The sequence below is a fragment of the Mycobacterium sp. SMC-2 genome (genome assembly GCF_025263485.1).
In the GTDB taxonomy this organism is placed as follows: Bacteria; Actinomycetota; Actinomycetes; order Mycobacteriales; family Mycobacteriaceae; genus Mycobacterium.
In genome coordinates this window covers 4504622-4525842 of record NZ_CP079863.1, presented here as the reverse complement: position 1 = coordinate 4525842, position 21221 = coordinate 4504622, and the positions used below count along the sequence as shown (strand labels likewise).

Annotated in this window: 21 protein-coding genes; 17 read left to right on the top strand and 4 right to left on the bottom strand. The window is 64.8% G+C overall.

Features of this window, described 5'->3' with window-relative positions; translation table 11 throughout:
• The first annotated feature begins 30 nt into the window (after positions 1 to 30).
• From KXD96_RS21180 to KXD96_RS21160, 5 genes are all read left to right on the top strand, one after another.
• On the top strand, positions 31 to 1389 hold the full coding sequence (locus KXD96_RS21180; RefSeq protein WP_260739526.1) for an aromatic ring-hydroxylating dioxygenase subunit alpha: 1359 nt from the start codon (positions 31 to 33) through the stop codon (positions 1387 to 1389).
• Entirely contained in the window at positions 1383 to 1925 is a 543-nt protein-coding gene (locus KXD96_RS21175; protein ID WP_260739524.1) for an aromatic-ring-hydroxylating dioxygenase subunit beta, read from the top strand. Before KXD96_RS21180 ends, KXD96_RS21175 begins: the two co-directional genes overlap by 7 nt.
• A 5-nt stretch (positions 1926 to 1930) precedes the next feature.
• Positions 1931 to 2596: a nuclear transport factor 2 family protein gene (locus tag KXD96_RS21170; protein ID WP_260745483.1), complete on the top strand. Its 666-nt coding sequence runs from the start codon at positions 1931 to 1933 to the stop codon at positions 2594 to 2596.
• Positions 2593 to 3033, top strand: a complete 441-nt coding sequence (locus tag KXD96_RS21165; protein WP_260739522.1) for a cupin domain-containing protein — start codon at positions 2593 to 2595, stop codon at positions 3031 to 3033. The genes KXD96_RS21170 and KXD96_RS21165 overlap by 4 nt, the downstream gene beginning before the upstream one ends.
• Positions 3034 to 3138: 105 nt before the next feature.
• Entirely contained in the window at positions 3139 to 4314 is a 1176-nt protein-coding gene (locus KXD96_RS21160; RefSeq protein WP_260739521.1) for an FAD-dependent monooxygenase, read from the top strand.
• Between the two features lie 44 nt (positions 4315 to 4358).
• Here the strand turns inward: KXD96_RS21160 and KXD96_RS21155 are convergent, their stop codons facing one another.
• Positions 4359 to 5045 carry a TetR/AcrR family transcriptional regulator gene (locus KXD96_RS21155; RefSeq protein WP_260739519.1) on the bottom strand — a complete coding sequence of 229 codons (687 nt, stop codon included), beginning with the start codon at positions 5043 to 5045 and terminating at the stop codon, positions 4359 to 4361.
• Between the two features lie 323 nt (positions 5046 to 5368).
• Between KXD96_RS21155 and KXD96_RS21150 the strand changes: the two genes are divergently transcribed.
• The 5 genes from KXD96_RS21150 to KXD96_RS21130 all read left to right on the top strand — a co-directional run bounded on the left by KXD96_RS21150 (position 5369) and on the right by KXD96_RS21130 (position 9575).
• Positions 5369 to 6634 (top strand): cytochrome P450, encoded by a 1266-nt coding sequence (locus KXD96_RS21150; protein WP_260739517.1) that lies wholly within the window; start codon positions 5369 to 5371, stop codon positions 6632 to 6634.
• Positions 6627 to 7400: an SDR family NAD(P)-dependent oxidoreductase gene (locus KXD96_RS21145; protein ID WP_260739515.1), complete on the top strand. Its 774-nt coding sequence runs from the start codon at positions 6627 to 6629 to the stop codon at positions 7398 to 7400. Before KXD96_RS21150 ends, KXD96_RS21145 begins: the two co-directional genes overlap by 8 nt.
• A gap of 79 nt (positions 7401 to 7479) precedes the next feature.
• Complete coding sequence (locus tag KXD96_RS21140; protein WP_260739513.1) at positions 7480 to 8064, top strand: VOC family protein; 585 nt, start codon at positions 7480 to 7482, stop codon at positions 8062 to 8064.
• Positions 8057 to 8314 (top strand): hypothetical protein, encoded by a 258-nt coding sequence (locus KXD96_RS21135; RefSeq protein WP_260739510.1) that lies wholly within the window; start codon positions 8057 to 8059, stop codon positions 8312 to 8314. The genes KXD96_RS21140 and KXD96_RS21135 overlap by 8 nt, the downstream gene beginning before the upstream one ends.
• Before the next feature lie 79 nt (positions 8315 to 8393).
• A complete protein-coding gene (locus KXD96_RS21130; RefSeq protein ID WP_260739508.1) occupies positions 8394 to 9575 on the top strand; it encodes an acyl-CoA dehydrogenase family protein in 1182 nt (393 codons plus the stop codon).
• A 66-nt stretch (positions 9576 to 9641) separates the two neighbouring features.
• On the opposite strand, the gene KXD96_RS21125 is transcribed toward KXD96_RS21130, so the two are convergent.
• Together KXD96_RS21125 and KXD96_RS21120 are read right to left on the bottom strand one after the other, a co-directional pair.
• Positions 9642 to 10385 (bottom strand): GntR family transcriptional regulator, encoded by a 744-nt coding sequence (locus tag KXD96_RS21125; protein ID WP_260739506.1) that lies wholly within the window; start codon positions 10383 to 10385, stop codon positions 9642 to 9644.
• A gap of 116 nt (positions 10386 to 10501) precedes the next feature.
• On the bottom strand, positions 10502 to 11410 hold the full coding sequence (locus tag KXD96_RS21120; RefSeq protein ID WP_260739504.1) for a VOC family protein: 909 nt from the start codon (positions 11408 to 11410) through the stop codon (positions 10502 to 10504).
• Positions 11411 to 11684: 274 nt separating this feature from the next.
• Here KXD96_RS21120 and KXD96_RS21115 point away from each other — a divergent pair, with 274 nt between their 5' ends.
• The 5 genes from KXD96_RS21115 (at position 11685) to KXD96_RS21095 (ending at position 17566) form a co-directional block, all read left to right on the top strand.
• Positions 11685 to 12851 (top strand): FAD-dependent monooxygenase, encoded by a 1167-nt coding sequence (locus KXD96_RS21115; RefSeq protein WP_260739503.1) that lies wholly within the window; start codon positions 11685 to 11687, stop codon positions 12849 to 12851.
• Between the two features lies 1 nt (position 12852).
• Complete coding sequence (locus KXD96_RS21110) at positions 12853 to 14049, top strand: FAD-dependent monooxygenase (protein ID WP_260739500.1); 1197 nt, start codon at positions 12853 to 12855, stop codon at positions 14047 to 14049.
• Positions 14049 to 15020 carry a dihydrodipicolinate synthase family protein gene (locus KXD96_RS21105; RefSeq protein WP_260739498.1) on the top strand — a complete coding sequence of 324 codons (972 nt, stop codon included), beginning with the start codon at positions 14049 to 14051 and terminating at the stop codon, positions 15018 to 15020. The genes KXD96_RS21110 and KXD96_RS21105 overlap by 1 nt, the downstream gene beginning before the upstream one ends.
• Before the next feature lie 30 nt (positions 15021 to 15050).
• Positions 15051 to 15494 (top strand): cupin domain-containing protein, encoded by a 444-nt coding sequence (locus KXD96_RS21100; protein ID WP_260739495.1) that lies wholly within the window; start codon positions 15051 to 15053, stop codon positions 15492 to 15494.
• Between the two features lie 266 nt (positions 15495 to 15760).
• Entirely contained in the window at positions 15761 to 17566 is a 1806-nt protein-coding gene (locus KXD96_RS21095) for an NAD(P)/FAD-dependent oxidoreductase (protein ID WP_260739494.1), read from the top strand.
• A gap of 18 nt (positions 17567 to 17584) precedes the next feature.
• Here the strand turns inward: KXD96_RS21095 and KXD96_RS21090 are convergent, their stop codons facing one another.
• Complete coding sequence (locus KXD96_RS21090; RefSeq protein WP_260739492.1) at positions 17585 to 19219, bottom strand: GMC family oxidoreductase; 1635 nt, start codon at positions 19217 to 19219, stop codon at positions 17585 to 17587.
• 230 nt (positions 19220 to 19449) lie between these two features.
• Between KXD96_RS21090 and KXD96_RS21085 the strand changes: the two genes are divergently transcribed.
• A complete protein-coding gene (locus tag KXD96_RS21085; RefSeq protein ID WP_260739490.1) occupies positions 19450 to 19905 on the top strand; it encodes a cupin domain-containing protein in 456 nt (151 codons plus the stop codon).
• A 39-nt stretch (positions 19906 to 19944) separates the two neighbouring features.
• Positions 19945 to 21201: a cytochrome P450 gene (locus KXD96_RS21080; protein WP_260739488.1), complete on the top strand. Its 1257-nt coding sequence runs from the start codon at positions 19945 to 19947 to the stop codon at positions 21199 to 21201.
• Positions 21202 to 21221 lie beyond the last annotated feature (20 nt).

The window sequence follows — 21221 nt, the reverse complement described above, 5'->3', positions numbered from 1 at the left end:
CCGCCGGCGCGAGGGGTGAGGAAGGACCATATGCAACGCAACGGACGAAGGCCGGCGGAAGCGGTGCTCGCCGACGGCTCCCAAGTGGAGGACCTGATCGACCGCGCCGAGCGCACGGTGTCGGCCCGCGTGCTCGCCGACCAGGAGATCTTCGAGCTCGAGCTGGTCAACATCTTCGCCAAGGCATGGATTCCGGTGGCGCTGACCGCCGAACTGCAGCAACCCGGTGATTTCGTGACGAGGCGGATTGGGCTCGACCCCGTCATCGTCAGCCGCGACCACGTCGGTGAGTACCACGTGATGCTGAATGTCTGCTCGCACCGTGGCGCGCAGGTGTGCCGGGGTGAGGCGGGCAACGCACGCACCCACACCTGTCCGTTCCACGGTTGGGCGTTCGGCTCGGACGGCAAGCTCGTCGGCGTGCCGTTCGAGCGGCTCGTCTACGGTGACCGCCTCGACAAGGCGCGGCTGGGTTTGCGCCACGCGCGGGTGGGCGTCATGTCCGGGATCATCTTTGCCACCTGGGCCGACGACGCGCCCACACTCGAGCAATACATCGGGGACTACCGCTTCTACCTCGACGCGATGCTGAACCGCACCGATGCCGGTCTGGAGGCGTGCGGGCCACCACAACGATTCGTGGTGAACGCGAACTGGAAGCTGCTCGGCGGCTACGGCGACAACTACCACGTACTGTCCATGCACCGCTCTCTGGCTGACATCGGCGCGGGACCGACCGGTGAGCAGGTCCTCTACGGCTTCAAGTCCAGCGTCAACGGCCACGCCGTGAGCGGACCGGACTTCGAGCGCTTCGACACGGGTCTGGAGCCGGCTCAGTTCCTCGCGATGATGCCGCCCGCGGGCATGTGCGCGGAGCTTGTTCCGCAACTCGAACGCCGGCTCAGCCCCGAGCAGGTGACCTACTTGGGCACCACACCGCCGTCGACGGCCGCACTCTTCCCATCGACCTCGATCCTGATGTTCGGCGCGGAGCGGGCAGGGCAGCAGGGTGAGCGTCCGGCGGGGCAGTCGGTGAATCTGCGATTCTTCGCCCCGCTGGGGCCGGACCGCACCGAGCTGTTCCTGTTCTACCTCGTCGAGCGCGATGCTCCCGAGGAGCTCAAGGCCCGCATGAGGCAGAACTGCACCGCCGCGTTCGGGATCGGCGGCTACATCGACGAGGACGACTTCGAGGTCTTCGGCAGTATTCAGCGCAACCTCGATGGGGTGATCGCCCGCCAGGAGTTTGCGTGCTACCGGGCGGCCGGAACACCCCTGGACCCCGACCCCGCCCGGCCCGGCATCGCCTTCCGCGGGGTGTCCACCGACGATGGCCAGTGGGCCTTCTACGAGCGCTACTTCGAGTTCCTGGAGGGAAAGCCATGGTGACTGACACCGCGACACGTCGGGGCGAGCTCGTTCGCCCGACCGATCCGGACCACGTCGATGCGCTGCTGTTTTTGATGGCCGAGGCCGAGGTGCTCGATGCCGGCGATTTCACGGGTTGGCTTGCGCTGTTGGCTCCCGACGTCACCTACAAGGTGCCGGTGCAGACCACCCGCCTGCGCCGCGATCGCGCCGACTCCGCGGTCATGTACCACCACGAGGAAGACAGAGCCTCGCTCGAGTTTCGGGTCAAGCGCATCGCCGAGGCCGACACGTCGTGGGCGTACAACCCGGCGTCGCGGACCCGGCGGTTCGTCTCGAACGTCCGCGTCCGTCGCACCGGCGGCACCGACCTGCGAGTCTCGAGCTACGTGCTGTTCCTGCGGTCCCGCCACGACCGCGAGACCTACGAGCTGCTCACCGGCGAGCGCAACGACGTGCTGCGTCGTACGGCCGAGGGCCAACTCACGCTCGGCGCGCGCGAGGTCACCGTCGACCAGGCTCGGGTGGGCGTCGCCGGCCTGCCGTTTCCGCTGTGACGCCCATGCCCGAGATGACCGACCTGGAGACGGCGCGAGCCGAGGCGGCGATCACCCGGCTTGCCGCGGACGAACGGATGGCCCGGGATACCGGCCAGTGGGACTTGATGCACGCCTCCTACCACGACGAATCCCACGTGCGGGTGTTCTGGTTCAACGGCACCGGCCACGACTTCATCGAGGCCTCGCGCAACATGACGGCGCCGGACCAGAAGTGGTCGTCGTCGATTCACGTCGTCGGCCCGACTTCAGTGAAGCTGCAGGGGCATCGGGCGATCGCCGACACCGGATGCACGGTGCACGGCCGCCTGCTCATCACCGACGTCGAGGTCGACCACACGATCTTCGTCCGCCACCGGTCGATGGTCGAGCGTGACGGCGACGGCGCCTGGAAGCTGCGGTCGTTCAGGGCCTGCTACCAACGTGACGCCTTCACGCCGACGATCCCCGGCGAGACCCTGCCCATCGACAAGGAGCGGCTGGCCACCTTCCGGCAGAGCTACAAGTTCATGAGCGCCTTCATGGACCTGATGGGCGCGGAGGCGGACCGGACGTTGCCGGGCATCGACCGGCCGGACCTCATCGATTCGCTGATCGCCGAAGAGGAGGCGTGGCTGGCGGGCGGGACCTACACGCCGAAGCTCTCCTCGCAAGCGGAAGGGAAAGCATGACCGATCACACACCCGCACCACCGGCTGAGAAGTTCGTCGGGGACTTCATGTCGGCGATGGACCCCAGCAAACCCGCGTCGATGGTGTTCTCGATGTCCACCTATCAGGTCTTCGACGAAGAGGCGCCGACGGTCGTCATGGCCTACGCCACCGGCAAACTAGGAATCGTGATGTGGAACCTTCTGCCCGGCCAGGAGAACGACTACCACCTGCACCCGAAGATGGAACACCTGCAGATCGTCACCCAAGGAGAGGTGGAGTACACGATCGGTGACGAGCCGCCGGTGACGCTCGCGGTGGGCCAGGCGGTGCTGGTTCCCGCCGGTGTCCCGCACGGGATCCGCAACACGTCCAGCGCCCCGGCCTCTTATCTCGCTGTCACCGATGCGACAGGCGGGTACGAGAAAGTCCTCGTCGAACGAAACGCAGGATCGTGAAGCCGGGTTCACTCGAGAGACCCCGGCGCGGTCAACGCACCGAAACCCGCTTGCTGCCCAGACATCTGTCGGGTGCGCCTTAATTGCTGCACAGGAGGCCTGAGCATGGTCGCAGACCTGCGTGTCGCGGTTGTCGGTGGCGGCATTGGCGGGCTGGCGGCCACGCTCGCGTTTTACCGTCGCGGGATCGAAGTGCGGTGCTTCGAGCAGGCTGGTGTGCTGGCGGAGGTGGGCGCGGGGCTGATGCTCGCCCCGAACGGGGTCCGGGCGCTCCGGCACCTGGGTGTAGGTGATGTAGTCGACCGGTTGGGCGGCCCGATCACGGACATGATCATCAGCGGAGCCGACGGCACCGAGGTGGCCCGCGTGGATCGGCGGACGCCGGGCGGCTCAGAAAGGTACCTCGGGATCCACCGGGCGGATCTGTTCGAATTGCTGGCGTCGGAGCTGCCGGACGACATCGTGGTGGCTGGCCACCGTTGCGTCCAATTCGAGCAGGAGCCTGAGCGGGCAACCGTGTGCTTCGCGAACGGCGCGTCTTACGACGCCGATGTAGTGATCGCCGCTGACGGTATCCACTCGTTTCTTCAGCGTTACGTGGTGTCTCCGGCGAAGCCTGTGCACTCGGGAACGACGGCGTACCGGGGGACGCTGCCAAGCAGCGAGGTCGATTGGCCGCCGGGGCGGTTCCAGATCTGGATGGGGCTGGGCAAGCACTTCATCGCCTACCCCCTGCGTGCCGGCGAGCTCGTCAACTATGTCGGGTTCGTCACGACCGCCGATAAGGCGAGGGAGTCGTGGTCGGCGCACGGCGATCTTCGCGAACTTGCTGCTGCCTTCGCGGGCTGGGACGAGACGGTGAAACGGATCATCGACCGGATCGGGGATACGTTCGCGTGGGGGTTGTACGACCGGGAGCCGCTTTCCCGCTGGACGGCCGGTCGGCTCGCACTGCTTGGCGACGCTGCCCATCCCATGTTGCCGCATGCCGGCCAAGGGGCTAACCAGGCGCTCGAGGACGCAGTCACCGTTGCAGCACTCGTCGCGCGTGCTCACCGAGCGGACGTTCCACGTGCGCTGCAGCACTACGTCAACCTACGCCGGCCAAGGACTACCGAGATCCAACGGAATTCCCGGAGTAACGGCAACCGGTTCGACTCCGACGAGGGTCACATCGAAGCTCGTGATCGTTCGATCTCGTCCGGTCCCGGCGACACCAGTTGGATCGACGACCACGACGCCGTCGCACATGCCGAGGCATATGCCGATGCGCTCGACTGAAGACGCCGCGCGCGAAATAGAGCAGTGGGCCGGAGACCCCAGAATCAGTCGATAACCGCCGGGCCTGGACGAGAGGCACTGAGGTGGTCGGCAGCGGCGAGTACAGCCGCCGCGAGCATTTCAGACTGGCCGAGAATGTCAACGGTATTGCTGTCGAATTCGCCGGCGATGAACAGCCCATCGGTCATCGCCATCGAGAATGTGACGAGCTGCCGAACAGCCGACTCATCCAACTCCGGGAAGAGCTCGGTGAACGAGGCGACTGTGCGTCGATATGCCTCGTCGCGCACTTGCAAGAACATTCGTCGCGCCGAGCGCTCTTCATCGCGGTGCTCCAGTGTGAGCAACATCCCGAGGCGCAAGAAGACACGCGATATCTTCAGGCCGTTCGCGGTGCGCTGCATCATCGCAACCAGCCGACCCGCCCTCGTGGATCCCGGGGTCGCCGGCGGTAGGGCGGTCGCGCCGGCCAGCCATTCACCGAAGCTGTGTTCGATGGCGGCCGCGATCAAGGCATCCTTGTCTCCGTAATGCCAATAGATCGAACTCGCCGGTAGTCCCGAACGTTCGCTGACCAACGCGATGCTGGTGCCGTCGTAACCGCGCTCAGCCGCGATGTGTGTCGCCGCCTCGAGGATGCGTTGACGCGAACGTTCGCCGTTGGCGCGTATCTTTCTCGGGAGCCGCTGTTTCGCAGCGCTCGGCACGGCCTTCTCCTCATCGTCAGGCAATCTTCAACAATCGAGCCTATTGTAGTGGTCATTCCATTTTCGGTCGTTGGTTATGCGACTCTTGAGTCGGCGCGCGCATCCCGGCGGCAAGGGCTTCCAACGGGCGCTGACAAGCCGATACAGGGAACGATCCGCGCCGATGGCTGGCTCGCCAAGCTATCGCTGTATATTATATCTCCCAGGCGATCAACGTTGGCGTGGTGATCTCGCCGCCCACGTTGATCTGTCCGTGAAGAAGCCCGCGTGACCACTAGCGCGAACGAGACACATAGCCGGCAAGGGCTACCAGGACGAGTACGCGACCGCCCCGAAAGGGGGACCATGTGACCACCGTCAACGCCGCCGCATCCGAGAAGGGCTGCCCGGTCGTCGACAGCTACCAACCGACGGCTGACGAGCAGCTCGTCGACCCGTTCTCGACGTGGGCGGTGGCCCGGCGTGAGACGCCGGTGTTCTTCGCACCGGCGCTCGGCGCCTACGTGGTGACGCGTCACGACGATATCTGCGCGATCACCAACGATCCGCAGGCATTTTCCAACAGCGACATCCTCAAGCCGCTGAAACCGACTCCGCCGGCGGTGGCCGAGATCCTGGCTACCGGCTTCGACCCCTCGAAGCTGGGCGCCATGATCATGCTCGACCCGCCCGAGCACGACAAGATCCGCCGCTCGATAGCGGCCAGGTTCACCTTCCGGCGGATCGGCCAACTTGAGCAGGAAATCCGCACGGCTGCAGATGATTTCATCGACCGCATGCTCGCCGGGGGCACCAGTGCGGACTTCGTCAAGGCGTTCGCATATCCCTTGCCGCTGCGGATCATCTGCCGACTGCTCGGTGTACCGCTGGAGGACTCGGAACAGCTGCACGAGTGGGCCACTTTCAAGCTCGCGTTGCAGTTCGGCGACATGCCGCTCGACGAACACGTGCGCGCGGCTCGCGGATACGTCGATTTCCAGCGATATGTAGCCAACCTCATCGACCAGAAGCGGGCCGATCCCCAAGACGACCTCGTTTCGGCGATGCTTGCGCCGACCGCCGACGGCGACGTACTCGACGACATCGTCCTCGTCGGTCAGGTCATGGGTCTGGTCAATGCCGGGCACGAGACGACCACGACTGTGTTGACGATGGGTCTCTACCACCTGTTGTCGAATCGCGAGCAGTGGGAGATGCTTTGCGCGGACCCGGGACTCGCGGCGGCGGCCGCCGAGGAGGCGCTGCGCTTCGACGGACCTATCAAGCAACTGTGGCGGCGCGCGGTTCGTGATGTCGAGGTCGGAGGCGTGCCCATTCCGTGCGGAGCGCGCATCGCGATCGTCAACGGCTCCGCGAACCACGACGAGACCGTGTTCGACGACTCCGAACGTTTCGACATCGCCAAGAAGCGCGACGGGATTCACCTGGCGTTCGGGCGCGGCACCCACTACTGTCTCGGTGCGAACCTTGCGCGGGCGGAAGCCCGCATCTCGCTCGAATTGCTCAGCGCGCGTATCCCTTCGATCCGGCTGGTTACCGGTGCGCCAACCGGATACGCCCGCAACGTCACGGTCCGGATGCCGCTCGGACTCGACGTCGAGTGGGATGGCTGAGGTCTCTCCGACGGCGGCGTCGCTGCGTGACGCCACGATCGTCGTCACCGGTGGAGCCTCGGGCATCGGGCTGGCCGCCGCCGAGGCGGCGGCCGAGGTCGGCGCGGCCGTCATGCTCGCCGACCGTGACCGCGGCGCGCTTGACGCGGCCCACGTCGAGCTGAAGCGTTTCGGCACGCCGGTCGCGACCCATCAGGTCGATGTAGCCGATGCCGCCCAGGTGCAAAGCCTCGTCGAAGCCACGCTGTCGGCGTTCGGTCGCGTCGACGGGCTCGTCACGTCGGCCGGGATCGAACGCTCGGCGCCGGCAGTGCAAATCAGCGACGACGACTTCGACGAGGTGCTCCGAGTGAACCTCAAGGGCACGTTCCTGTGTGCTCAGGCGTTCGCCCGGGCGATGGTGGACCGAAGATCGGGCGGATCGATCGTCACTGTCTCGTCTGCGCTTGCCTTCAGCGGGCGGGTCAACGCTGCCCAGTACACCGCATCCAAGGGCGCGGTCGTCTCCCTCACGAAGAGCCTGGCCATCGAGTGGGGCCCACTGGGCATCCGGGTCAACTCGGTGGCGCCGGGGTTGATTGCCACGCCGATAACTTCAGACATGCCAATCAAATACCTCAAGGAATACGCAAGCCGTACGCCGCTCGGGCGGATAGGCACGCCGGAAGATGTGGCGAAAGCCATTCGGTTCCTGCTCAGCGACGAATCCTCCTACGTCACCGGGCAAACCCTCGTCGTCAACGGTGGATTCCTGATGCCGTCATGAGCGACATCGGACAGATCTCCGTCGTTGTGTGCGGCTGGGTCGAATCCGGGAGCGTCCCAACGAAAGTGAGGAGCCAACCATGACTACGAAACTCGCGGGAGGGATGCGGGGCGTCGATCACGTCGCCTACCCGACCTGGAAACTGCCGGAGACCGTTCATTTCTATCGCGACGTGCTGGGGTTCCCGCTCAAGCACTGCATCCTGGCGCCCGGTTGGGGCAATGACCCGCATCCTGACTTCGCGCATTTCTTCTTCGACATCGGTGCTAACGGAACCATTGCCTTCTTCTACTATTTCAACACTCCGGAGTATCGCGACCCGAACGTCCCGGACCGCATCAATCGGGCACGGCATCTGGCGCTGCAGGTCGACACCCTTGAGGAGCTAGACGGCTATCAGAAGCGCATCGAAGACGCCGGCTATGAGCTGCGGTTCCGCATCGCGCACGAGATCATCGAGTCGATCTATGTGTGGGATCCCAACGGGTATTCCATCGAGATCTCCCGGCATCTGCGACCCTTGCAGGAAGCCGACACCGTCGACACTGAGCTCTCCATTCAGGCTTTGGTCGATGTGACCCAAGGCCCAGAGCCGTCGCTGGCCAAGGTGTGGGAGCGCAAGGCCGAGCTCATCGCCGAGAAGCTGGGGGTTCCTAATGTCTAGTGTGTTTTTCGCCGACATCCCCGAGACCGAGCCGATCTGGAAGCGCGCCGTGGGAGACAGCGGGCAGGTCGAAACCCGCCACGTGGGTACCTATGTCGAGTTGCGATTCCCCGACGGAATCACGATCGACCGGCGCAGCACCGGTGCGCGGCATGCGGTGTGGTACAGCTGCATCGGCGCCCTCGACCATGCCCGCGTTGTGCAGTTCGACAAGGACGCGCTGCGCATCGTGACCGACAGCGCATCGTGACTGCGCCGACCAAGCGACTGGGCTACCGGCCGCGGATGGAGCCGGGCCCGATGCCCGATTGCGTCGAGATGGGGAAACAATGACTGATTTCCGTGAATCCGAGCTGCACAACGACATTCGTGAAGGCGTTCGGCTGGTATGCCGAGACTTTCCGGACAGTTACTGGCGTGATCTCGATGAACGACACGAATTTCCATGGGAGTTCTACAAGGCCCTTGCGGAAGGCGGCTGGGTTGGCATCGCCATTCCCGAGGAGTACGGGGGAGGCGGATGCGGGATCGCTGAAGCGTCGATCGTGCTCGAAGAGGTAGCAGCTTCCGGCGCGGCGATGAACGGCTGCAGTGCGATTCACCTGTCCATCTTCGGAATGAACCCCGTGACGAAGTTCGGGAGCGAGCACATGCGGCAGAAGTATCTGCCTGCCGCGGCCGCCGGTAACCTGCACGTCGCATTCGGGGTGACCGAGCCCGATGCCGGCACCGACACCACCAACATCCGCACGCGCGCCGTGCGCGACGGTGACAACTACGTTGTGCGCGGCCAAAAGGTTTGGATGTCCAAGGCCTCGTTCTGTCAGAAGACGCTGCTGCTCGTTCGGACGACACCGCTCGAGGATGTGCAGAAGCGAACCGACGGCCTGACGCTGTTGTTGGCGGACCTCGAGGCACCCGAGGTGCGGATCAACCCGATCCCGAAGGTTGGGCGCAACGCAGTCGTGTCATGCGAGGTGACTTTCGACGACCACGTCGTGCCGGTGCACGATCGCGTCGGCGAGGAAGGGCAGGGCTTCAAGTATCTGCTGCACGGGCTGAACCCCGAGCGAATCCTGGTGGCGGCGGAGGCTATTGGCATTGGACGGGCGGCTATCCGGCGAGCCGTCGAGTACGCCAACGACCGCGTCGTCTACGGAGCGCCGATCGGTTCCAATCAAGGCATTGCGTTCCCCCTCGCGGAGGCTTATGCCCGCCTGCACGCCGCGGAGCTGGTGGTGCGCGAGGCGGCGTGGCGATACGACAACGGGCTGCATTGCGGTGAACAGGCGAACATGGCGAAATGGCTCGCCGCCGACGCCGCCTTCGCCGCCGCCGACCAGGCCGTGCAGACACACGGCGGGTTCGGTTACGCCCATGAGTATGACGTCGCGCGGTACTGGCGGGAGGCGCGCCTGATGAGGATCGCCCCGGTGCCGCAGGAGATGATCCTGAATTACCTTGCCGAGCACGTGCTCGGCTTGCCCCGCTCTTACGGGACTCGCCGCTAGCATCGCGTGTCTGAAATTCGTTGACGTTGCGGATGGTCCCATTCACCGCATCGGGTCGACAAAGGGTTAGCTGGCCGCTTCCGCAGTGCCCTCCGACTCGGACCAGTAGCCCTGCGCGCGCAGCTCATCGATGGTCACTTTGGCGCAGGTGCGGAGGTGTTCCTCGGTCGCCCTGGCCGCTGCCTCAGCATCGTGGCTCTCGATTGCGGTGAGGACGCGCTCTCGGTAAGCCGTCTCTGTCGCCGGCCATCGGGAGGTGCTGAAGTAGTAGTCGCTCGGCAGCGCGAGGGCCAAGAACCGAAGTGTCACGAGCAATCGTTCGGTAATTCCCAACTCATTGATCACCCGGTAGAACTCGTAGGTCAATGCCAGCCGGGTCGACGGATCCTGCGTAGTGGTGGCTTCGGTGTGGAGCTTCTTCAGGCTGCGGAGCTGCTCGTCGGTGATGCACTTGGCTGCCCGCCGTGCGGTCAGCCCGAAGAACAAGCCGATCACCTCGAAATAGTCTTCGATGTCCTGGACCGTGAGCCTTGCGACGAATGCACCGCGGCGGGGGATCGATTCGACAAAACCCCTCGCCGTGAGGTCGATGAGCGCCTCTCTGATGGGAAGCCGGCTGATGCCGAGTTCTCCAGCAATCTGGTCTTGATCCACCTTGGCGCCAGGCCGCAAGCGACCGGAGACGATGCCTTCGCGGATGTAGTCGGTAGCCAGCTCTTTGAGGCTTTGGTGATTGCGGCGACCGCCTCGGGCGTCGAACAGGAGAGACCCCGTGTGCCTGTCTGGGGCGTCGTTATCGGGATCGGGCAAGTGCGACATACTTTCGGGAGAAGGGGCGATGCGGCCGAGCTAACTCCAGTTTTGTGACCATTGGTTCATATATCTTATCTCATGTTGTCGAGCCACGGCCGTTGGCGCGGCCGTGATCAGAAGACCGATTCCGCCAAACCTGCGTGCCCCCACTCGCCCATGCCGTTTCCGCCGCCGATGGTGTAATGCTCGACCGCGAAGGTGTTCGGATCGATGGTGCGGGCGCCCCACCCGAGTTCGAACAGCCAGCCCGACGGGTTCTCGGTGTAGAACGAGAACATCCGGTCGTTGTTGTGGCGGCCGAGCTGCACTTTGACCTTGCCCTGCGACTGGCAGATGTCGAACGCCGAACCCACATCGTCGATACTCGTGTGCTCGAGCATCACGTGATAGGTACGGCGCCGGGGCTGCGGATTGCCGAAGAACGCAAATGAGTGATGCCTTTGGTTGCAGGACATGAACGCCGCGAACTGGGCGCCACCCGGGATGCTGGGCGAGTCAGTCGTGGTGAAGCCCAGGGTCTCGCTGTAGAACTTCTCGGCGGCAGCCACATCGGGCACGTAGGTGACGAAGTGGCCGAGACCCTGAGCGCCGGTGACGAACCCCGAGATCGGCCGGGACGGCCGGTACGGCGGCTGGAAGGTCACTTCGTGGCCGTACGCCAATTCCATGCGTACGCCCGAGTGCGGGTCAGCGAAGTGCACGAAGCCGAGTACGCGCCGGGTAGCCGCTTCCTCGGGCTTGCCTTCGATGACGTTGACTCCTGCGGCGTTTAGCTTGCCCGCAATGGCGTCCATCGCGTCGGCATTGCGTACCTGCCATCCGACGTAGGAGACGTCTTCAGGTTCGTTGTCCGCCGGGTGGACGATAAACCTGTGGTGGCGTTCGTCCATGCGCAAGTAGAGGTTGCTGTTATCGCTGTCGGCGGTGACCTCTTGCCCCAGCACCTCTTGTGCGTATTTCGACCAAACGTCGAGGTCCTTGGCGCTGATCCCGACGTAAGCGAGCTCGTCGACTTTGTGCACGCTTGCTCCTTCCAACCGACCTGACAAGTCCGCACGGTCTATGTGGCAGCGGATGACCCGTTCGATGATAATATATCTAAAATGACCCAACGGTCAGGGCTAGTGTCAGCTTTGATTCCGCAACAAGACTCGAATTCGGTCCCGTCGGGTCCGGCTCGATGAAAGCGCGAGTTGCCCTTCTAGGGACATTTATATATTATTTACAAGATTCTGGACCGACTTGGTCGTCATCAATGGCGCGGATACCGCGTGACGGCCTAGGGAAGGACAGGGAGTGCACGACCACGAATGCGATGTCGCCGTCGTCGGCGGGGGTTTGGCTGGTGCCGCCGCGGCTCTCGCGTTCTCCCGGCAGGGATGTTCGGTTCGGTTGTTCGAGCGCCGCGATCTGGCGCGTGATCCAAACCGTGGCGACATCCTGCACGAGCCGACCGTCCAGATCGCGCGGCAGCTCGGCATCCTGGACCTCCTCGAGGCTCGGGGCGCGACGAGGTGGCGCGGCAGCAAGATCGTGGATTCCGGGGGAAGCTTCTCCGCGGCCTCCGAGGTCCGGGAGGCCTGGCTGCTCAACCATGCCGAGATGGAAGCGGTCTTTCTCGAGGCAGCCGAGTCGGCCGGCACCGTCGTTCAGCGGGACCGGGTACGCGCGCTCGAGCGCGACGGTTTACCCCGTGGGGGCTGGCTGCTCGGCACCGACAACGGGACAACCAGCGCTCGGCTGCTCGTCGGTGCGGATGGCGCGGAGTCGTTCACGCGCCAGACGTTGGGCATCCCGCTTGAGGATGTGCACCCCTACGACAACTGGATCGTTGTGTTGCACAGCCCCACGCCGTCGTGGCTGCAGACAGATCATGTATGGACCCTGCTGCACCCCGCGGGGACTGTCTGGATGCTTCCCACCACGCCGGTCGGACGCCACCGGGTGGTGCTCACCGTCCGCCGCGACGAAGCCAGAGAATGGATGTCGTTGAGTGAGGCTGAGCTCGGCCGGCGGCTTGAGCAGCGCGATCCAGGGCTCGGTGAGCTCAAGCTCAACAAGCGGGGCGGCTCGCACGTGTACCGCGTCAAACGCCAGCACGCGGCCAGCTACTCCGGGCCGCGGGCCGCGCTGACCGGCGATGCGGTGCACACCATCCATCCGGTCGGTGGCCAGGGGCTCAACATCGCCATCCAGGATTCGGCGAAGTTGGCCGAGCTGCTGGGGCCCGTGCTGTCGGACGACCGAGCGTCCGAGCAGGTGTTCACCGACGCGCTGACCGAGTACGAAGAGGTACGCCGACCGATCAACAGCGCCACGATCCACGTGGCTCATCTCGGATCGCAGATCGCCGGCCCGGGCCGCGAGCCTTACGAGCAGGCGATCGAGTTCTACAGCAAGGCGGCGTCGGACCCGGAGTGGGTGCGACAGTACATGGCCGGTTTCGGCGGGCGGGTGAGCTGACTTGAACTACGGGCACATCGGAATCGTCGGCGCCGGCATCGGTGGTTTGACCGCGGCCGTGTCGTTGCAACGAATCGGCATGCGGGTTTCGGTGTTCGAGCGCGCCCCGGAGATTCACGAGGTGGGCGCCGGCATGGTCGTGGCGGGACCGTCGATGCGGGCGCTGGACTTCCTCGGCCTGGGTGACCGAGTCCGGGACAAAGCCGGCGAGCGGCCCCGCGGCTACTTCCATATGAAGCACTACGCTACGGGGGCGACAATCCAGGAGGCGCTTGACGTTCCGGGCCAAGAGCTCGCATACGCCCTGCATCGGGCCGACCTGCATGGCGTTCTGATGGACGCAGCGCTCGCACACGATCCCGGCTGCCTGCACCTGGGGAGCGAGTTCGCCGGTTTCAGCCAGGACGACGATTCCGTGACTGTCACGTTCACCAACGGCCGTTCGGCAACCGTGGACGGGCTCGTCGGTTGCGACGGTGTGGCCTCTGTGGTGCGGCCGGCGATGTTCGGACCCGAGCCGGTCGTCTACACCGGCATGGTGTCCTACCGGGGGCTTATCCCGGCCCCGCTGGTGACCGAAGGCGTGGCGAACGAGAACGGCAGCTTCTACGTCGGCCCCGATCAGATGTTCCTTTTGTATTTTGTGCGTGGGACCGAGTTCATGAATGTGGTGGCCCACGCCCGCCAGCCTGGCTGGGAAGAGGAGGGCTGGTCGATTCCGGCCGAACGGGCGTCGCTGCTCGGCCTCTATCAGGACTACTGCGGCGTCGTGCACGAGGTCATCAACGCGATCCCGGAGGAAAACCTCTTCAAGTGGGCGTTGCGCGACCGGCCCACCATCGACCTGTGGACGCTGGGGCGGGTGTCGCTGCTCGGCGACGCCGCGCACCCCCTGCTGCCGTTCTTGGGTCAGGGCGGAAACATGGCGATCGAAGACGGCACCGTGATCGGCCGCTGCTTCGAGGCGGCCGACGGCGTCGAGGAGGCCCTCGCCCGCTACGAGGCCACCCGGAAGTTCCGCGCCAACGCGGTACAGATCATCTCCCGTCAGAAAGCCGAAGAGCTGATGACGTTCACCGATGCGGAAGCCCTGCCGTTCCGCAACACCGGCGGCCCGCCGGATTACGACCCGGGCACCGTTGCTCTTGCGACCAAGGAAGAAGCCATGACCCACGCACCGATCAAGGAGAGCCAGTAATGCTGACAGCCCAGGACTTCAAAGGCGTCTACGGGATCTTGGCGACTCCCGCCAAGCCGGGCGCCGATCGATGGGACGCGACCGACACCGTCGATCTCGACGAAACCGCCCGCTTGACCGAACGGATGATCCAAGACGGCTGCGCCGGACTGCTGGCACTCGGGACGACGGGGGAGTGCGCCACCTTGACCGAGGCCGAGTTCCAGGCTTTCACCGATTGCTTCCTGTCAACGGTCGACAAGCGGGTGCCCGCGTTTGTCGGCGCCACGACTCTCGGCACGCACGAGACGGTGCGGCGGATGCGGTTCCTGCGCGACCGCGGCGCCGACGGCACCATGCTCGGGCTGCCGATGTGGCAAGCCTGCAGCGAGAGGCAGGCGGTCAACTTCTACGCGTCGATCTCCGAGGCCTTCCCGGACATTGCGATCATGGTCTACGCCAACCAGTACGCCTTCCGCTTCGGATTCCCGCCGTCGTTCTGGGCCGGGGTCGCCGCCGCGGCGCCGACTGTCACCAGCGCCAAGTTCGCCAGCCCGGTCTCTTACCTCGACTGCCTGGCAGCGGTGAACGGCAAGATCAACTTTCTGCCGATCGACATGATGGCGCTCGGTTTCGCCCAGCAGGCCCCCGATGCCATGACGGCACTGTGGGCCACGGCCGCCTCCATGGGCCCGCAGCCCTGCGTTGCCCTGATGAACGCAATCGAGGCCAAAGACCTCGACCGGGCCGGCGAGATCGCCAAGGACATCTTCTGGGCCAACGAGACGTTCATCCCGAACGGCGACTTCGAGACGTTCTCCCAGTTCAACCTCCAGCTGGAGAAAATCCGGTTCAACGAGTCCGGGTACTGCAAGGCCGGCCCGATCCGGCCTCCTTACAACGACGTTCCGGAGGAGTACGCCGAGGGTGCCCGCGAGTGCGGTCGCCGCTGGGCCGAGCTCGTGAAGAAGTACTCCTCCGAGGCGAACTGAAACAACTACAACCGCGACTGGGAGCGAACCTTGACCGCACCACCCGACATGCCCAAGCTGCCCGACGACGAGAACGTCGTCTTCGACTTCCTCGGCAAGATCAACCCCGAGAACCTGCCGAGCATGATCTTCTCGCTCTCCGAGCTGCAGCAGTTCGACCGGGAAAAGCCGACCGTTGTCCTCGGCTATGCCGCCGGGCAGATCGGCGTGGTCGTGTGGAACCTCGAGCCGGGGCAGGAGAACGACTATCACATGCACCCGACCACGGAGCACATACACATAATCATCGAGGGCGAGTGCGAGTACACGCTGGGCGCCGAGCCGCCTGTGATCACCCGGGCCGGCGACGCGATCATGGTCCCGGCCAAGGTCGCGCACGGTATCCGCAACGTCAGTGACAAGCGGGCGTCCTACGTCGCGGTCACCAGCCCGGGGCCGTACGAGAAAATCCGCGTCGAGCGACCCGGCCACTGAGCCGCGCACGACGCCAGCAAACCAACGTGGGCTGATCGCATCGCGCAGTCGATCGCAGATTGTGACCAATGGGGCAGAGCGAACCTGGCGGATCATTCCCGCGCGGTGGTGGTCCGCCTGTCGTTGCTGACGAACGACGCCATCGAGGTGTTCAACCCGCCTCGCACGCAGATGCTCAGGTGAATTCGCCGAACAGAGCTATATCCGTGCTCGACACTAATGTAGAATATTCACCACTTATGTTCGATGGGACGAACTGAGAGGCCATGATGCCAACTTCGACCGTGCGGGAGGATGTGACGCTGGCTGAGCTATCCCAGATGTGGCTCAATGCCTTCGAACAAGCACTTCACGCGGGCGACAGCGAAGCCTTCGACGGGTTATTCCTCATGGAGTCATACTGGCGCGACATGGTGTCGCTGACGTGGGACACGCGCCAGTTCTGGGGCAGGCACGCCGTGCGGGACGCGATGCTTGATTACGCGCCGTCGGCCGGCTTCAACGAGCTACGCCTCGATGACGAGCGCTCGGCCCCCCGCTTGGCAGAGTTCCTCGGTGAGGAGGTCTTCGAGGTCTTCTTCGCCTTCAAGACCGCAGTCGGAATCGGCAAGGGCTTCGCCCGGTTGGCTCGCGACGAGTCGTCCCGATTCGGTATGCGCGTCTGGATGATTGCCACCGGTTTGGTGGCGTTGAATTGCGCACCAGAGGCCGTCGGGCGGCACCCCCGGCTAGGGTTCGAACCCGCCTGTCCGGGCCAGACCTGGGGTGAGTGGGCGGAGGCGAAGTCGGACTTCTCGACGCGTGACCCCGACGTCCTGATCATCGGCGGCAGCCATTCCGGGCTGAGCGTCGGTGCGCGGTTCGAGCGCAAGGGCGCGTCCTACCTCATCGTGGAAAAGAACGAAAAGCCCGGTGACACATGGCGCAATCGCTACGAGTCGCTGGCCCTGCACACACCGACGTGGATGAATGACCTGCCCTACATCCCGTTGCCTGAAGGCTGGCCGATGTTCCTGCCGAAGGACCGCTGGGCCGACTGGCTGGATTGCTATGCCACGCTGATGAATCTCAACTTCTGGGGATCCACGGAAGTTCTGAGCGCATCGTTCGACGAGACCGCTCGTGTATGGGAGGTGTCGCTGCGCCTCGCCGACGGCTCCACGCGGGTCATGCATCCCAAGCACCTGGTGCTGGCCGTCGGCGGCGCCGGGGGCAGGCCGAGGATTCCCGAGCTGCCCGGACTGAACGAGTTTGCGGGCGAAGTTCTGCACTCCTCGATGTTCAAGAGCGGCAGCGTGTTTCGGAGCAAGAGGGTGCTGGTCGTCGGTACGTCGACCACCGGCCATGACATCTGTCTCGACCTGTATCAGAAGGGCGCGTTTCCGACCATGGCCCAGCGCGGTGCCGCCTGCGTCGTCAATATCGACGAGGTCGTAAAGTTCAGCGCGGACTATGGCAGATTGCCAGTGGATGAGGCCGACCAACTCCGCAGCTCCATGAACCTGCCCATGATGGTGGCGCGGGCGAAGGCCTACACCGCCGCGACAGAGGTGTCGCACGCCGAACTGCACACCGGCTTGAGGAAGGCCGGCCAGAAACTCACCGTCGGTGACGACGAAACCGGCTGGACCATGAAGTTGTTCCGCGACGTGCGAGGGTACTACCTCAACGTCGGCGCGTCGGAGGCGATCGTCGAGGGCAAGATCACGATGCTGGACTTCGACCGGATCGAGCGATTCGTCCCCGAGGGTGTCCGCATGAAGGACGGCCGTGTGACGCCGTTCGACGCGGTCGTCTTGTGCACGGGCTACCACGACCTGTCCGAGGACATCGCTGCGCTGCTCGGCCCGGCGGTGGCGCAGAAGGTCGGCCGCTGCATCGGCGTCGCCGAAGACGGCGAGTACCGCACGATGAGCCGACCGACCGCACAACCGCACCTGTGGCTGATCAACGGGGGAATCGTCGACTCCCGCAAGTCCAGCGACATCCTGGCGCTGCAGGTGATCGCACAGATGGAGGGGCTGGTGCCGAGCCTGGTGAGGCAGCCCGACGGCAGCGTCAAACCGCTTTGACGTCGGCGATCTAAGTGCCTAGTGCTGCGCGGTTTTCTGCAGGATCAGATCCGCGGCGCGCTCGGCGACCATGATGACCGGCGCATTCGTGTTGCCGCTGGTGATCCGGGGGAAGACCGAAGCGTCGACGACCCGCAGCCCGTCGATACCCCGCACCCGCAGCTCGGGATCCACGACCGCACCGTCATCGGACCCCATCCGGCAGGTCCCCACCGGGTGATAGGGCCGGAACGCGTGCCGCCGCAGGAATTCCGCCCACTGCTCGTCGGTCTGCACCTCGTCACCGGGAAGTTCCTCAACGACCTCGCGAGCCTTCATCACCGGCGTGCGGAAGATCTCTCGCGCCTGGCGGCACGCGGCAATGAGCGCCGCCATGTCCTCGCCGCCCACCAGCGAGTGCTCGATCACCGGTGTAGCCCTCGGGTCGGCCGACGCAAGGCGGACGGTGCCCCGGCCCGTCGGGTGGACGAAACTCGGGTACAGCATCACCCGCTTACCGACGATCTTCACGTTGTGGATGTCGTGGGTGTCCTCTTGGCCCTCAAGGGATTTGAACTCCATACCGACGGGCATCAGAATGATCTCGGTCTCGGTGGGTCGCTCGCCGGTGATCGGCGCGAACACGATGGCCGCGCCGCCGGACATCGTCAAGGCGCCCCCGCCCCGCCGGAGAAACTCCCAACCATGCCGGATCGCGCGTAGCGGCCGCAGCTCCTCGCGTAGCGTGCCGGCGGTCGTGCGGTACCGCATGAGGGCGTACGCGTGCTCCTGCAAGTTCGTCCCGACGGCGGGCTGGTCGAGGCGAACGTGGATGCCGAGCGCTTGCAGATGGTCGGCCGGCCCGATACCCGACAGCATGAGCAGCTTCGGGGATGTGAGCGAACCCGCGCTGACGATCACCTCCGAGGCGGCACGCGCCTGGACGCGGCGCCCCTCATGCTCGTACTCCACGCCCGTAGCCCGCGTCCCTTCGATGCACACTCGATTGACGAACGCACCGGTGCGGATCGTCAGGTTCGGGCGCTTGCGGGCAGGCACCAGGTACGCGCGGGCGGTGTTGCACCGAAACCCGCGCCGCTGGTTCACCTGTGCGACGGAGACGCCCTGCTGACGTTCACCGTTGTAATCGGGATTCGGCTGGTGACCCGCCGCTTCGGCAGCTTCGAGGAAGTCATCGAGGGCCTCGACCCGCATCTTGACCTTGGTCACGCTCATCGGGCCGCTGCTGCCGCGGTAGGGACTCGGCCCGTCGGCGAACGTCTCGGCGCGCTCGAAGTACGGCAAGACGTCGTCGTATCCCCAGCCCGGGCAGCCCAGGTCGCGCCACTCGTCGAAGTCCGAGCGCTCCCCGCGCACCCAGCACATCATGTTGATCGAGCTGCCGCCGCCGAGCACTTTTCCTGCCGACCAGTCGTCGGGCAACCCATTGCGGGACGGGTCGGGCGCACCGGCGAACCGCCAGTCGAATTTCTCGGGCATCATCGCCAGTGCCGCCGGGATGCGAATCAGGGGGTGGCCGTCCCAGCCGCCGGCCTCCAGCAGCAGCACGCTATTGGACGGGTTCGCGGAAAGCCGATTGGCGAGAACACATCCGGCCGATCCGCCACCGATGATGACGTAATCCCACTCGGCGCGGTCATGGTCGCGTGGCATTACTGCCCCAACCCGCCGAGGGATGTCACGAGACCGGGCAACGGTATTGCCATCGCTACCAACTGCACGCCTTCCAAGATCGTTACCGATGCTCTTGGTTCAGTTGGGCCTCGACCCATTCGGCCAAACTTGATAAAATAGTTCATATCACGTCGGGTTAGACTCCAGCAATCCATTCGGCAGCGCGCCTCCATGGTCGCCGCCGGGTCCGGTCCAAAGGAAAGGCGTCGATGACGAACTACGTTCCCGAGCCTGGCCATGAGCGCTTCATCGCCGATCGGGCGTCAGCGATGAACCCGGCGGATCCGCCTTCGCTGGTGTTTTCGATGTCGACCTATCAGGAGTTCGACGAGAAGTCACCGACCGCAGTGCTTGCGTCCGCGACGACCGACCTCGGCCTGATCATGTGGAACCTGTCGCCCGGCCAGGAGAACGACTACCACGTTCATCCCAGGACCGAGCACCTCCACATCATCGTTGAGGGCGAGGTCGAATACACGCTAGGCGAATATCCCCCAAGGAGGATGAAGGTCGGTGAAGCGGTGCTGGTGCCGGCCGGAATTCCGCACGGGATCCGCAATGTGTCCAGCGCGCCGGCGTCGTACCTGGCCGTCGCCGGCATGACGTCGGGAGCTTACGAGAAGATCCTCGTCGAGCGACCTCAGTCCACGAATAGCGCCGGCTGACAGGGCCATTGGGCGCGCGCTCACCCTAAGGAGCAAGGCATGACGGTGGAATCGGCAGTACCGACCCTCGACACCATCGACCTGAGCCTGGAGGACTTCACCCACGGCTTCCCGCACGACGTCTTCACGGTCTTGCGTGAGCAGGCGCCGGTGTGGCGTCATCCGGAGACTGCGGGTGCCAAGGAGAAGCTCGGCGGCGGATCGTTCTGGGTGGTGTCGACCCACGAAGAGATCAAGACGGTGAGCGCCGACCACACTACGTTCCGGTCGTTCGAGGGCCCCAAAATCCCCGACTGGGATCACAACGCCCGCGGGATGATGCTCATCACGATGGACCCGCCCGACCACACCCGCCTGCGCAAGCTGGTGAACAAGGGGTTCACGGCCAGGATGACGGCGATGCTCGAGGACCAGGCGCGGTCCTGGGCGATCCGGATCATCGAGCGAGCTCTGGAATTGGGGGAGTGCAACTTCGTCGAAGAGATTGCCTACCAGCTGCCGGTGCACATGATCGCCGACATCGTGGGCATCCCCGAGGCGGATCGCGAGCCGCTGTTCCACGTGGTCCGCGCTGCCATCGAGGCCCAGAGCATGCAGTTGCCCGAAGCAGAGCAGCAGGCGCGCATGGGCCAGATGTTCGCCTATGCCCACGAACTCGCCGACCGCAAGCGGCAGTCGCCGGCCGACGACGTGTGGACCAAGCTCACCACGGCCGAGATCGCACAACCCGACGGGTCCACGACCCGGCTCACCGAGTTCGAGCTCGACCTGTTCTTCATGGTGCTGACCATTGCCGGCAGCGAGACCACCCGTGATTCAACCTCCAGCGGGTTGCTGGCCCTGCTCGAAAACCCCGACCAGATGGAGCTTTTGCGCAGCGACCCGTCGGTGATGGGCACCGCCGTGGACGAGATTGTCCGCTGGGCATCGCCTGTCGTCGTCTTCCGGCGGACCGCGACTAAGGACACTGTGCTGCATGGCGCCGAGATCAAAGCGGGTGAACGGGTCGCGCTGTTCTACCCGTCGGCCAATCGCGATGCCAAGGTGTTCGCGGATCCGTTCCGCTTCGATGTCACCCGTAGCCCGAACCCGCATGTCGGCTTCGGCGGGCACGGCGTGCACTACTGCCTGGGCGCCAACCTGGCCCGGCGTGAGATCCGGGTCATGTTCGAAGAGCTGCTGGCACGCACGAAAGACATCGAGCTTCTCGCTGAGCCCACCTACCGGGTCGGGCACATCGACATCATGACGCCCTGCGGAGTGAGCAACCTCCCGGTGCGCCTCACGCCACGCTGAACCTGTCCACGTCCGAGCGA

Excerpts from the sequence above, each read along its gene's own strand:
- KXD96_RS21165 (WP_260739522.1), top strand. The coding sequence starts at position 2,593 with ATGACCGATCACACACCCGCACCACCGGCTGAGAAGTTCGTCGGGGAC.
- KXD96_RS21105 (WP_260739498.1), top strand. The coding sequence starts at position 14,049 with ATGCTGACAGCCCAGGACTTCAAAGGCGTCTACGGGATCTTGGCGACT.
- KXD96_RS21090 (WP_260739492.1), bottom strand. The coding sequence starts at position 19,219 with ATGCCACGCGACCATGACCGCGCCGAGTGGGATTACGTCATCATCGGT.
- KXD96_RS21095 (WP_260739494.1), top strand. The coding sequence starts at position 15,761 with ATGATGCCAACTTCGACCGTGCGGGAGGATGTGACGCTGGCTGAGCTA.
- KXD96_RS21130 (WP_260739508.1), top strand. The coding sequence starts at position 8,394 with ATGACTGATTTCCGTGAATCCGAGCTGCACAACGACATTCGTGAAGGC.
- KXD96_RS21135 (WP_260739510.1), top strand. The coding sequence starts at position 8,057 with ATGTCTAGTGTGTTTTTCGCCGACATCCCCGAGACCGAGCCGATCTGG.
- KXD96_RS21170 (WP_260745483.1), top strand. The coding sequence starts at position 1,931 with ATGCCCGAGATGACCGACCTGGAGACGGCGCGAGCCGAGGCGGCGATC.
- KXD96_RS21140 (WP_260739513.1), top strand. The coding sequence starts at position 7,480 with ATGACTACGAAACTCGCGGGAGGGATGCGGGGCGTCGATCACGTCGCC.
- KXD96_RS21085 (WP_260739490.1), top strand. The coding sequence starts at position 19,450 with ATGACGAACTACGTTCCCGAGCCTGGCCATGAGCGCTTCATCGCCGAT.
- KXD96_RS21080 (WP_260739488.1), top strand. The coding sequence starts at position 19,945 with ATGACGGTGGAATCGGCAGTACCGACCCTCGACACCATCGACCTGAGC.
- KXD96_RS21175 (WP_260739524.1), top strand. The coding sequence starts at position 1,383 with ATGGTGACTGACACCGCGACACGTCGGGGCGAGCTCGTTCGCCCGACC.
- KXD96_RS21180 (WP_260739526.1), top strand. The coding sequence starts at position 31 with ATGCAACGCAACGGACGAAGGCCGGCGGAAGCGGTGCTCGCCGACGGC.
- KXD96_RS21145 (WP_260739515.1), top strand. The coding sequence starts at position 6,627 with ATGGCTGAGGTCTCTCCGACGGCGGCGTCGCTGCGTGACGCCACGATC.
- KXD96_RS21160 (WP_260739521.1), top strand. The coding sequence starts at position 3,139 with ATGGTCGCAGACCTGCGTGTCGCGGTTGTCGGTGGCGGCATTGGCGGG.